11 protein-coding genes and 1 pseudogene are annotated in these 11,317 nt (G+C 67.5%); 3 read left to right on the forward strand and 9 right to left on the reverse strand.

Annotated features, from left to right (window positions below):
• On the forward strand, window positions 1–102 hold a 102-nt coding region (locus tag DS843_RS31480; protein WP_167525541.1), incomplete at its 5' end, for a transposase domain-containing protein.
• Window positions 102–293, forward strand: coding sequence for an ATP-binding protein (locus DS843_RS30420; protein ID WP_408902102.1), 192 nt, complete (start codon window positions 102–104; stop codon window positions 291–293). The genes DS843_RS31480 and DS843_RS30420, both read left to right, overlap by 1 nt.
• Before the next feature lie 16 nt (window positions 294–309).
• Here DS843_RS30420 and DS843_RS30425 read toward each other — a convergent pair whose 3' ends face one another.
• Window positions 310–2,370, reverse strand: coding sequence for a recombinase family protein (locus DS843_RS30425; protein WP_149472555.1), 2,061 nt, complete (start codon window positions 2,368–2,370; stop codon window positions 310–312).
• Complete coding sequence (locus DS843_RS31485) at window positions 2,351–2,527, reverse strand: hypothetical protein (RefSeq protein WP_167525542.1); 177 nt, start codon at window positions 2,525–2,527, stop codon at window positions 2,351–2,353. The genes DS843_RS30425 and DS843_RS31485 overlap by 20 nt, the downstream gene beginning before the upstream one ends.
• A 291-nt stretch (window positions 2,528–2,818) precedes the next feature.
• Between DS843_RS31485 and DS843_RS30430 the strand changes: the two are divergent.
• A pseudogene (locus tag DS843_RS30430) lies at window positions 2,819–3,244 on the forward strand (ATP-binding protein); the annotation flags it as partial.
• A 216-nt stretch (window positions 3,245–3,460) separates the two neighbouring features.
• Here the strand turns inward: DS843_RS30430 and DS843_RS30435 are convergent.
• From DS843_RS30435 to DS843_RS30465, 7 genes are all read right to left on the reverse strand, one after another.
• Window positions 3,461–3,904: a DUF3828 domain-containing protein gene (locus tag DS843_RS30435; protein WP_149472556.1), complete on the reverse strand. Its 444-nt coding sequence runs from the start codon at window positions 3,902–3,904 to the stop codon at window positions 3,461–3,463.
• A 316-nt stretch (window positions 3,905–4,220) separates the two neighbouring features.
• Window positions 4,221–4,898 (reverse strand): lysozyme inhibitor LprI family protein, encoded by a 678-nt coding sequence (locus DS843_RS30440; protein WP_149472557.1) that lies wholly within the window; start codon window positions 4,896–4,898, stop codon window positions 4,221–4,223.
• Between the two features lie 160 nt (window positions 4,899–5,058).
• Complete coding sequence (locus DS843_RS30445; protein ID WP_149472558.1) at window positions 5,059–6,621, reverse strand: formylglycine-generating enzyme family protein; 1,563 nt, start codon at window positions 6,619–6,621, stop codon at window positions 5,059–5,061.
• Window positions 6,611–7,825, reverse strand: a complete 1,215-nt coding sequence (locus DS843_RS30450) for an ABC transporter permease (protein ID WP_149472559.1) — start codon at window positions 7,823–7,825, stop codon at window positions 6,611–6,613. The genes DS843_RS30445 and DS843_RS30450 overlap by 11 nt, the downstream gene beginning before the upstream one ends.
• Window positions 7,822–8,565: an ATP-binding cassette domain-containing protein gene (locus DS843_RS30455; RefSeq protein WP_167525543.1), complete on the reverse strand. Its 744-nt coding sequence runs from the start codon at window positions 8,563–8,565 to the stop codon at window positions 7,822–7,824. The genes DS843_RS30450 and DS843_RS30455 overlap by 4 nt, the downstream gene beginning before the upstream one ends.
• A gap of 26 nt (window positions 8,566–8,591) precedes the next feature.
• Entirely contained in the window at window positions 8,592–10,610 is a 2,019-nt protein-coding gene (locus DS843_RS30460; protein ID WP_149472561.1) for a vWA domain-containing protein, read from the reverse strand.
• Window positions 10,611–10,627: 17 nt separating this feature from the next.
• Window positions 10,628–11,167: a hypothetical protein gene (locus tag DS843_RS30465; protein ID WP_149472562.1), complete on the reverse strand. Its 540-nt coding sequence runs from the start codon at window positions 11,165–11,167 to the stop codon at window positions 10,628–10,630.
• Window positions 11,168–11,317 lie beyond the last annotated feature (150 nt).

The following is an 11,317-nucleotide window of genomic DNA, read 5'->3' on the forward strand; positions in this document are numbered from 1 at the left end:
GCCTACCTGCGCGACGTACTGGAGCGCATGGTGAACGGCTACCCCGCCGCACGCCTCGCCGATCTGCTCCCCTGGAACTGGAAGCCCGCCGTCAACGCCTGATCCGGTGCGATCACGCTCCGCTTACTTACCAGCTCGGCGCCGCCAAGCTGCCCCTGGCCAAGACGCTGGCCGAGTTCGACTTCACCGCCAGTCCCCTCAACGAGGGGCTGGTGCGCGACCTGCACGATGGCAGCTTTCTGGAAACCCAGCGCAACGCCGTGTTCATCGGGGGACCCGTTCCCGCGTCATGATGCCCACCTCGCTACGTCATTGAAAATCAAAGGCCTGCTGATCCGGATTTTCTGTTACCGGACGGCGTGTCGATGGACGGAACGGTTCGAGCCCGGACAGTTGGGCCTCCGGAATCGCCCATGGCGCTCCTTTGCACGCCTGGCTTGCCTGGATGATTCCGCCGGCGATCAGCCGCAGCACGGTCATTTTGCTGACCTTCAGCCGGTCGGCCGCTTGCTCCAGGGTCACCTCGCCCCGCTCGGCGATCTCGCCCTCCCGGTACACCGCGACACCATGGGCATTGCGGAAGCTGCGCACCCGCGCCTCGGTCCAACTGTTGCCTTTGCCGGTGCGCTTGCCGGCCCGGTTCAGGATCGCGGCGATGCAGCCGTCCGTCTGCTGCCGGGCCAGAGCTCGAATGAGATCGCCGGTGTCGGCGTCGGTCCGCCAGCGGTGCTTGCCGCTCCGGTTCTTCGGCACCGTCAGACGGGTGTGATCGCCGCCCTGCCAATGGATCACCAGTTGGATCGTGTCATCGACCACCTTGGCCACGATCTCCGCGATAACGGTCCGTAAGATGCGTTTGCGCGTCTCCGCCGTCGCGCCGGGGTGATGCCAAAGCGTCTCGATGTCAGCCCCCAGCGCCATCAGGCGGGTCCGCTCCTCGGCCGTGGGAGTTGCGCTCTGGCCGGCCTGCAACGCCGCCAAGCGTTCCTCCAGGCGATGGACTTCCACCAGCCGGTCGTTCCACCGGCGTTCCAGTTCGGCTGCCACGAGGCGGTAGTCGGGATCGACGGCGTCATACTGGCGGCGCGCCAGCTCGGCCTCGTAGCGTGCTTGAGCCAGGGCGAGTTCCGCCTGCCGCCGCGTCTCGGAACCATCGGCCTCGCGTGCGTCGATCGCCCGCAGCGCCGCCTCGATCCCCAACGGGGCCAGGAACCGCAGGGCATCCGCCGCCACCGCGGCATCGACCCGCAACCCGCCGAACGAGATGCAGCGCTCGGTTCCGTGATTGAGGTGCGCGCCACGGCAGTCGTAGCGCACGCAGTAACCGTCCGTGCCGCTGTAGGCCACGTGCAGCCGTCGCCCGCAGTGTCCGCAGCGCAGCAGCCCGGCCAGCAGCGCGTCGCCGCGGCGCACCGAGCCGCGGGTCATCATCCCCTTGCTGTTGGCGTTGTCGGCGATCAGGGCCTGGTTCCTCCCGAACTCCGCCCACGAGATGTAGCCCTCGTGATGCTCGGGGATCAACACCTCCCACTCCGCCTGCGCGCGGCGGAAGCCGCGAACCACCCGTTTGCGCCCATCCTGCACGCCGACCCGGCTGCCGGTGCGGCCGAACGCGTAGGCCCCGCCATAGATCGGGTTGGTCAGCAGGTGATGGAGGGTGTTGTAGACCGGCAGCTTCCATACGACGCGCGGTCCCTCGGCGGTCCGCTCGACGGCCGGCAGCCGGATCCGTTCCTGACGCAGCCAGAGGTGAACCTGCCGGATGCTCTGGAACTCGGAGAACTTGCGGAACACCAGGGCGAGCGCCTCACGTACCCGCAGGTCCGGGTCCATGGCGATGCGGTCGTGACGGATCTTGATGTAGCCGACCGCCACGGTGAAGAACAGTTCGCCGCGGCGCGCCTTCTGGCGCAGGGCCTCCAGGGAGCGTTGACGCAGGATGGACAGTTCCATCTCGCTCATCGTGCCCTTCATGCCCAGGAGAAGCCGGTCGTTGGGCAATTTCGCGTCATAAACCCCGTCCTCATCGGCCAGCAAGCACCCCACCAAGCCGCAAAACTCCAGCAGCGTGTGCCAGTCCCGACCGTTGTGGGCGAGCCGCGACGCCTCGATCGCCAGCACGATGCCGACCCGCCCTTCGCAGATCGCCCCCAGCAACCGCTCGAACCCGGGGCGGGCGATCCCGCCGCCGGAACGGCCGAGGTCGTCGTCGATGACGACCACCTCAGACCAGCCGAGCTGGCGGGCGCGGTCGGCCAGCCCGTATTGCCGGCGGCGGCTCTCGTGGTTGTGCAGGAGCTGGTCCGGACTGGACTGGCGGACGTAGACGTAAGCATGGCGCGCGAGATGATCAGGCGTGATCTTGCTCATCGTTCGCCTCCGCCGTCGGGGTTTCGCTCGCCAGCACCTCCAGCAGGAGCTGTTCCAGAAGCGGCAGCAGCCGTTGCGCCACCTCCCGCGGGAGGACGGTCGCCGGCTGCGTCGGCGTGAACAGGTCTGGTTGCACGGTCGCTCTGGGGTGTCTCATGCCGCCCTCCGTTGCGTCGCTCGCGGAGCAACGACAGGGCGGCGTCGGTGGCCAGGCGCAACTCCTGGAGAACCCCCAACGGGAACCGGGGGGCGTCACAAAGGCTGGCGTTGCCGGCCGCCGGCGCGGTCATCCATTCCGGCACGTGGGTCACCGTGCCGTCCGGCTGCTCGACCACCAGCACGACGATGCCGCGCAAGCGGTGACGCCGGACGACGCTGACACGTTCGCCGCACCGGGGATGAAAAGGGTAGTGGATCGTTACGTCCTGGCCCTGATATCGGGCAGTATGTCGCTGCCTCGACCGGGACCGGCAAGACGCACCTGTGCATCGCCATCACGGCCAACTGCGTGCGCCGCGGCGCCCGTGCCCGGTTCTTCAACGTCATCGACCTGGTGAACCGGCTGGAGGCCGAGGCCCGGGCCGGACAAGCGGGCAAGCTCGCCGATCAGCTGACCCGCGTCGATCTGGTGGTGCTGGACGAACTCGGCTACCTGCCGTTCTCCCAGAGTGGCGGCCAACTGCTGTTCCACGCGCTCAGCCAGTTGTACTCGCGGACCTCGGTGTTGATCACGACAAACTTGAGCTTCGCTGAGTGGCCGACGGTGTTCGCTGGCGACGCCAAGATGACGACCGCCCTGCTCGGCCGGCTGACGCATCACTGCGACATCTTGGAAACCGGCAACGAGAGCTGGCGGTTCAAGAACCGCTCCTGATCCAAAGCCTTCCCCTCGTCCGTTGCCCAGGGGGCCCACAGGCCCCTCCCACGCGCGCCGCTGCGTCAGCCATGAGGGCACTCCGCGGCGCGCGCGGGACCCTCCCGTGGACTCCCTGGACAACAGCTTCTGCAACCGTAAGCGTGGCTGGAAATTGCAAGCCGATGCCGGCTGGAAATTGGAAGCCGATTGACAGCAAACGCTGCAACAGAGCGCTCAGCGGCCCAGATCGACGCGGTCGATCCGCCAGATCCCGTCGATCCGCTTCATGGTGACCTTGAGGACGTGCGGTGCCTGCTGGCCGAGGACAACCTGGACTTCGGCAGCGTCGGCGGTGCCGCGCACGGTGTGCGCTGAGACGGCGCCAGTCCAGTCGCTGCCGGTGTCCTGGGCCAGGATGAAGGGATCGGCGCCGGTTCGGGCGATGATCGCCTTGCGATTCTTGAGCAGGGCCTCAGTGACGCGCTGTTTCAACGTGCGCTGATCGGCCGCGGCATCGGGGAAGCGCGCCGTGTTCTCGACCCCCTCGACATACCAAGAGTAGAAGGCGGACGCAGCGGCGGCGGCATCGTCGGCTGCGGCCGGGGGGGCGGCGATGGCGGTCGGTGCCAGCAGAGCCAGGGCAGTGGTAAGCAGGATGCGGTGAAGGATGTGGGCCATGGGATCCTTGATGTGGAATGAGATCGGGTTGGCTGGTCGTGCTCCAACTCCGGCAGGGCATAGAGGTGGCTAAGGATCACGAAGGGCGCGGTCAGCGCTGCCGCCGTGATAGAGCAAGGCCGGATTGCGGAACGGGGTGTCATCGAGCAGCGCGGCAATGAGGTCACGATGGAGGCGCAGAGCGGTGCGTTGATACCGCGGACAACGATGCCGGCGACGCTTAGAGTAGTGATCATCAGTCCGTGCGGGATGAGTGGCCAGGGTGAATGTGCTGGCATGACGCGGGATGATAACTCTGGACGTTGCCCTGCGCGTGTCAGCGCTTGCGCGTGTAGACGAGCATGATCGTTCCGCCGTTGCCGCAACTGCTGAAGCTGGTATCCTCGTTAGGTTGCCCGTCGGGGATCGTCAGGCCGCCCTTGGCGGCGGGAGTGATGATCAGACCGCGAATGTTGGCATCAGCCGCTTCGATGCGAAGGGCGCCGTCGGCAGCGACGTGGCCAATACCGGTAAAGCCGCAGACCCAGCGTGCTGTCTTGGGCTCGGTGCCGCTGACGCTCACGGCCACGGTGCCGTCGCGTAGCGCCAACGCATCGAGGCTCATAAAGCCGCCAAAGCCAAATCGGCCGACGAAGCGCTCAGCCGGAGAGGTCGAGGCCGGAGCGGGGGAGAAGGAGATCTCCGCCAAGCGGCGCTCGTAGGAGGTGCGCAGGCAGGCGGTGTCACCGCCGCAGGCGCGGCGCTCGGCGAGCCATGCCTTCTGATCGCGCTTGACCGCCTTCTGGGTGATGTTCTCATCGGGATCGCTGCCCGACATTAGTCGGATTGCTTCACGGTAGACGGTGCCCATTCGGTCATCGAGTCCGGATAAGGTCCGATCGGCGCACACCGCTTTCTCATCCAGCGTCGTGGCCTTGGAGCAGGGAAAGCTTGCGGCGGATGCGGCAGCTGGAAGAAGCAGGAGAGCGGTGCCTAGGGGAAGGATGTGTCGCATGCGGTTCGTCTCGTGCGAGGAGGGAAAGAGGAGAAGCTGTTCGTGATGGACTTGTCCTGACGGGTGCCAGGCGGGACGCTGTTTGACGTTGCTGTGGCGCAGGGATGGCGTGGTTGCAGAAATGGACGTGATCGCATAAGGGGCCGTTCCGGAGCTATGCCTACAGCGGACGCAAGGCCTCTTTGAGGAAATCGTTGAGGTTGCTGGGCGGGCGAGACTTGTAGCGGGCGCTCTGCTCGACGAAGCGAGACGTCATCTTGATCAGCCCGGCCGAGCCGTCGTAACTGAAGGCCGCCGAGACACGCGGAAGCTGCCCCCTCAGGAGATCCGGTCCGAAATTGTCCGCCGCCTCGACGAGCAGGGAGAGATAGGCCTCGCCGCTGAGGCGCGCGCGGTTCCGCCAGCTCTCGATGCTCTTCACATATTGGGGGCGAACCGATTCCGAAGCGACCTGAAGAGCGGCTTCCAACCGGTCCGCCTCATTCATTTCCTGGCGGTAACCGCGCATCAGGATGGCGGCGCTCATCACGGCCATGCGGGCGCCGTTCGCCTCAATCTCGTTGCGCCGATTCAACTCTGCCCCGATGTCCGAGGCGAGGCGGTTCAGCCGCTCGGCGACCACCGGCCGGTCCGCCTCGGCGGCGAGCGCACGCGTGACGGCCGCCAGATTGGCCCCCGCCGGCAGCTCTCCGCTTAGGGGCGGCCGCGTCTCGGCCGCCTTGACGAAAGCGTTGATCCGGCTTTGGCTCGGCCCGGCGGGAACGCCGATCGCCAAGCGAAATCCCGTGAAAGGCGCACGACGCGCCGTGCCGTCGGCGACGTCGTACAGCGGCTCCTCGCGCCGGTCGGCGTTGCGCACCTCCAGCTCGGAGGTCAGGCAGGACCCGCCTCGCACCACGAAGCCGCCGACCTGCCCGTGCAGCCGCCCCGGCGCGGTCGGCTGATAGGGATCGAGGACGATCTCACCGATATTGCCGAGCACGTCGTGAAGGCCGAGAGGGTTGGGCTTGAGAGTTCCGATATACTGCGACTGGCCGTTGCAGGAGTCCGGCGACCCGATCCAGGCGTAATCGGTGACCGGCCCTTCCATCGGAAACACGCGCCCGACCTCCTGCGAGGGCATGATCTTGGCTCCGCCCCGCGCGGCAAATTCCCATTCGCTTTCGGTCGGCAGCCGGACGAAGCCGGGGGCGCCGTCCTCCTTGGGCAGCGACTCGCGGGCGTTTTTCAGGAGCCACTCGCTGTAGCGCTGCGTGAAGGTGATGGCATCGAACCACCCTCCGTCCTCCTTGGGCAGGGCGCCTTCCGTTCCCTTGGCTTCGCAGCCCTTGCCCATCACCGCATCGTACTGCGCCAGTGAGACTTCGTACTTCCCGATGTAATAGAAGCGCCGCTCCGGCTGGCCGCCCTCGCTGAACCCACCGACGAGCCGCCCAAAGCGGAGATCCTCGCTGCTCGCGCGTCCCTCGTCCGGGCTGCCCATGCGGATCTGCTGGTCGGCCAGCCAGTTGCCGCTCCCGACGAAGGTGTCGACGCGGCGGAACATCATCTTGCCGCCGCAGGGCATGGGCAGAGCCAGGTCGCCTTCGGCGGGCTGCGGATCGAAATTCTCCTGCGGCCAAGCCGCCGGGGCGTTCGCCGCCTGCGCCCGGACCGTGGAGCCCAGGGGCAGAACTCCCAAGACGAGGGCCGTCCCGAGGACGGCGCGCCATTCAGTTCCCACGGATGCCTTCTCCTGGTTCGATGTGGGTGACCTGCCAAGCGGCGGTCATGGAAGCGAGCAGCGCCACGCCGACAGTCAGGGCAAAGGCGGTGCCGAAATGGACGGGGGCCAAGCGGCTGATGGTGCCGGAGACCAGAATCTTGTCGGCGAGGGTGCGGTTGAGCGCGGTGGCCGCGGCGAAATAAGCGCCGCTTGCCAGCGCCCAGCCGCAGGCCGCGACGACGAACGCCTGCACCACCGGGAACAAGGCGGCCTGCGAGCGCGGTAGGCCGTGGAGCCTCAGCACGCTCAGCGCCGGGCGCTTGCGCTTCACGCTTCCCCATTGTGTCGCGCCGAAAGAGAACAGGAAGCCCAGCGCGCCGGCCGCCGCGATGATCAGGAAGATCACGCCGAGTGCAGCGTTCAGTGCCATGATGTTCTCGAACTCCTTTAGCCTCGGCGCGCGCACGTGGAGCCCGCGGGCGGCCAGTTCGGCGTGCAGCGAGCGCAGGTCCGGCAGGTCGCGGGCATAAAGGCGGAAATTCCTGTAGGCGAAGGCGCGCGCCGCCTCGCGGCCCGCCCAGCCGAAGGCCGGTACGGCGGCGCCGTCCCGCCACTGCTCCACGGCCGCCAGGGTCTCATCCGCCAGAAGCGCGCCGTCGGCTTCCCACAGCGCAGGGTCGACGAAGCCGGTGACGGCCAGCGAAAGGGCCAGAGTCTCCTCCTCCCCGGCAAGCCGGCGGACGGCGGACAGCACCACGCGGTCGCCCGGCTGCACGCCGAGCCGTGCCGCCAATCCGCGGGACAGGACGGCCTCATCGCGCGCGGGCGGCGCAACGTCCCGTCCGAGGAAGGGATCGCCCGGTCCGCTGCCGAGCACGACCCCGTCGGCCCGAGCGCCGACCCCCTGCGTTTCCCTTGCGAAGGTCAATTCGCGGGCGATCGGTGAGGCATGGCCTACGGCGAAGCTCACCCGGGGATCAGCCCGCAACACGTCGAAGAAGTCTGGCGTATAATGTCCCTGCTGGGTGGCTACGATCTGCCGGTTGCGCGGATCTTCGGCGAGATCAGCGACTAGGCTGCTGACGACCCCGACGCGCAGGCTGTAAAGCACCAGCAGTGGGGCCAGCACCGTCGCAAGCGCCAGCACCTGGGTGAGGAAGCCGGATCGGTCATGTAAGAGGTCGCGCAGGCCAAGCGACAGGCCGGTGATCCAGAGCCTCATGCCGCGCCTCCGGCGATACTGGACAGGGCGACGGCCTGAAGCGCGCCGTGGCTTCCATCGTCGGCGAGGCCGGTTGCCGAAAAGCCGAATTCCTCGATCAGGGCGAGATCATGCGTGGCGACCAGCAGCGCCGCGCCGGCCGTGGCCGCCGTTTCGCACAGCAGCCCCATGACGACGCGGGCGATGCCGCGGTCGAGCGACGCCGTCGGTTCGTCCGCGATGACCACGCTCGGTCGGTGAGCGAGCGCCCGCGCGATCGCGACCCGCTGCCGCTGGCCACCGGACAGGCGGGCGGGGGAACTGCGGAACAAGGAGTCGATCCGCAGCTCTCGGCCCAACCGGTCGATCCACGCGGGGTCGGGCCGATCGGCGAGGCGCTGGCTGAGGGCGATGTTGTCGCGCACGGAAAGGAACTCCAGCAAGCCGCCCGTCTGGTGAACATAGCCGAAGACCTGCGCTCGCAGACGCGTGAGCAGCGACTCTCGCCCTTCTGCCCAAGCCCGGCCTACATCGACGGCACCACCGGACAGCGCGGGCGCATGGACCGTCAGGACCGAGGCGGAGGAGGGCGCGCGGGCGCAGGCCACGGTCTCGATGAAGGTGCTCTTTCCGCTGCCGCTGGGACCCAGAACGGCGACCCGGTCGCCGGCGAACAGCCGGAAGGCGGACACTCGTAGCCTGAAGCAGCGGTCCGCATCCTGCCGTTCCGTTCGCAGCTCCGCGATGTCGATCAAGGGCATCGCCGCTTCCCCTTTTCCGGCCTCCGTCATGGCATCAGGCTGATCGGAACCGGATACACGGCTTCTTCGATCCCCGCGGCGGGGTTGAGCTTCACCCAGCGGTCGACATCCTGGAAATAGCTCTTGTAGATCTGCTGCTTGGACCGAATCCCGGTCAGCAGCTCATGGAGCTGGGCGTCGCTAAGCGCCTCGAGCGTTTCCTGCCCGTGCGACAGCAGGCTGCTCTGGTAGGGCAGATGGTTCACGAAGCCCGACACCAGATCCTTGAGGCTACGCACCTCGTCCGGGTCGGGCACATGGCTGGCGAAGTTGGGGTCCAGCGACTGCAGGGCGGTCGGGTCCGTCTGCGCCGTCGCCAGCACGTGACGCAGCTGCGCGAAGAAGGACTGGCTGCCTCCCGTTGCGTCCAGGCGGCGTGTCGAGGCCTGCGAGATCGCTTCCAGGGCTTGGTAGAGTTCGTTGAGCTGGTTGCGCGTCAGCAGAACGTTGACGTCGAAGGCTTGGCGCGCCATCGGGTCGGCTGGGTCGAAATCCGCGGCCCAGCCTTCGAGTACGGTGGGCGCGCGGCTGTTCTGCCGATTGCCAAGCCAGGCAAGCTGCATGGCGCGGCCGGCGTCCAGCACCGGGGACGCCTGTGCTCCGGCGGCCGGGGTAGCCGGGGCCGCGCTGCTGGCCATCTGCCCCTGCGACGCGTTTACCGACATCTGCACGATGTCGTCGGCCATCTGGTCGATCGTCGTGCCGAACCGCTCCAGGTCGCCCTCGGGAACGAACAGGGAGTAGCGGCGATCCGTCGGGCGGAACCGTGAGAGCTGGTTGAATTGACTCTCCGCCTGGGCGTGATGCTCCTTGCCCTGAGGCGTCTTCAGCAGAATGGAAATGATCGCGGTCGCCCTGTCGGGCGAGCTGGCATCCGTCGCCATGTCCGATGGGCTGATTCGGGTGGAGCTGCGTGGATCGTTCGCCTCGCGGACCGGCGCGTCCGAGATTAGGATGACGTAGCGGCCACCGAACTTCGGCCAGCTCTCCATGCGCAGCGCGGTTTGGATACCGGCGAGCCCGTCCTCGATGAAGCCGGCGTTGGAGACCTGGGCCTCCTCGATCTCCTCGATCGACTTCAGGAAGGCCGAGGCGTCGAATGTCTCGTTCAGCGGATGGAAGACGCGGGTCAGGTAATCCTGGCCCGACCGCCCATCCAAGGCGTCTCGGAAGCCGACAAGTCCGAAGCTGACCTTGTTCCCGATCGAGGACTGGCGGATGCGCTCCATCATCCGACGCACGGTCGTGCGCGTCCGGTCGATGTATTTCCCCATTGAAATGGTGGTGTCGATGACAAAGACCACCCCGGTCTTGAACTCCGCCAGGGCTTGCTGTTGCGTCACCTCGTCCGGCTCCTCCGGCAGGGGCAGGGAAACCGAGGCGACCTTCACCAGCTTGGTTCCGCCCCGGCGGCGCAGGCCAGGCACCTGCACGTCCTGCGCCTCCAGGATCGGCAGCAGGTAGAAGGAGGACCGGAAATCCGCCACGGGTTGCGGTTCTATGGCCAGGACTCCGCTGTTCGGCGGCAGCGACCGCGACCTTGCCCCTTCCACGAGCCGCGTGACGCGCTCGCCCCGTCGCTGGTCGGCGAGCAGGGCGTCAAGTGGCGGGCGCTGGTCGAAGAACAGGACCGGCGGGCGGTTTGGCGCTTGGTTGAAGGCCAGCGCGACCGCTTGGCGCCAGGGCACCGTCGCGCTCTCCGGCAGCCAGCCGGTGGGCGCCTGGTTCCGGTTCGGACCGACGCGCAGCCAGCTCCCGCCCCCCGCGACCTTGCGTTCGAACACGTAGAAATGCGTGAAGGTCGGCAGCGCGCCGCCGCCCGACGCCGGGCTGGCCCCCGGGTTCGCGCTGAGAGCGGCAAGAGGCCGGGTGAGGATGCGCTGGTCGAGGCCGGGCACACCCTCAACGGCGAGCGGCTGCGCCGCGTGCGCCAGCGGCACGACTCCGGCCATGCTCCCCAGGAACACGCCGACCAGAAGCGTCGCCTTCAATGTCTTCGCAAGCATCGCTCGTTCTCCCAATGTCACCGGCATGCGTTTTTCGCCTTGGGCACTTCAAGGCGTAGGGCCTCGCTTGCCAGGACATCGCCCTCCTGGGCGCGCCGGGTAATCTCCGTCTCCAGGCGGCCGAGCGCTGCGGGCGCGCTGGTTTCTCCGGCGGCACAAGCCCGCGCGTAGAGCTGGAGCGCCGCGATGTCGTTCGGTTCCCGGTACAGCCCCTGCGCGAATTCCACGGAATCGAGGGCCTGCGCCAAATGCAGCAGCGTCGGCCCGTAGCTCTCTGCCTCCGGCCTGCGGAACTGCCGCCAAGCTTCGTCGGCGTTGCCGTCGGCGGCGGCGGCGAGGCCGCGCTCGTGCAGTTCGGCCAGCGTCGGCGGGGGAGGAGGTGACGCGGGGGCCGCCGGAGGAGCTGGAGTATGGGACGACACGGATTGTGGCGCCGCGGCGGTCTGTTCCTCACCGCGCGGATACAGCAAGAAAGCGGCGACGGCCACCACGACCAGCGCAAGTAGGATGACCGGCAGCAGCCAGGATCGTCCCGCCTTGGTGTCGACGGGCGGCATCACCTCGACCGGCGGCGGTGGTGGCGGTGGGCGGCTCTTATACACATCCTACCCTGCCGACGGAGAGGAGAGGTGTACGTCTGCGTGTTCCCGACGCCAGAATAAGCCAACGCGTGTCAAGCGATGTCATATAGCACTTACACAGCTACA

This window comes from Roseomonas genomospecies 6 (assembly GCF_008365375.1).
GTDB lineage: Bacteria > Pseudomonadota > Alphaproteobacteria > Azospirillales > Azospirillaceae > Azospirillum.

Coding starts and splice junctions, on each gene's coding strand:
- DS843_RS30425 (WP_149472555.1), bottom strand. CDS start 2,370: ATGAGCAAGATCACGCCTGATCATCTCGCGCGCCATGCTTACGTCTAC.
- DS843_RS31485 (WP_167525542.1), bottom strand. CDS start 2,527: ATGAGACACCCCAGAGCGACCGTGCAACCAGACCTGTTCACGCCGACG.
- DS843_RS30435 (WP_149472556.1), bottom strand. CDS start 3,904: ATGGCCCACATCCTTCACCGCATCCTGCTTACCACTGCCCTGGCTCTG.
- DS843_RS30440 (WP_149472557.1), bottom strand. CDS start 4,898: ATGCGACACATCCTTCCCCTAGGCACCGCTCTCCTGCTTCTTCCAGCT.
- DS843_RS30450 (WP_149472559.1), bottom strand. CDS start 7,825: ATGAGGCTCTGGATCACCGGCCTGTCGCTTGGCCTGCGCGACCTCTTA.
- DS843_RS30455 (WP_167525543.1), bottom strand. CDS start 8,565: ATGCCCTTGATCGACATCGCGGAGCTGCGAACGGAACGGCAGGATGCG.
- DS843_RS30460 (WP_149472561.1), bottom strand. CDS start 10,610: ATGCTTGCGAAGACATTGAAGGCGACGCTTCTGGTCGGCGTGTTCCTG.
- DS843_RS30465 (WP_149472562.1), bottom strand. CDS start 11,167: ATGCCGCCCGTCGACACCAAGGCGGGACGATCCTGGCTGCTGCCGGTC.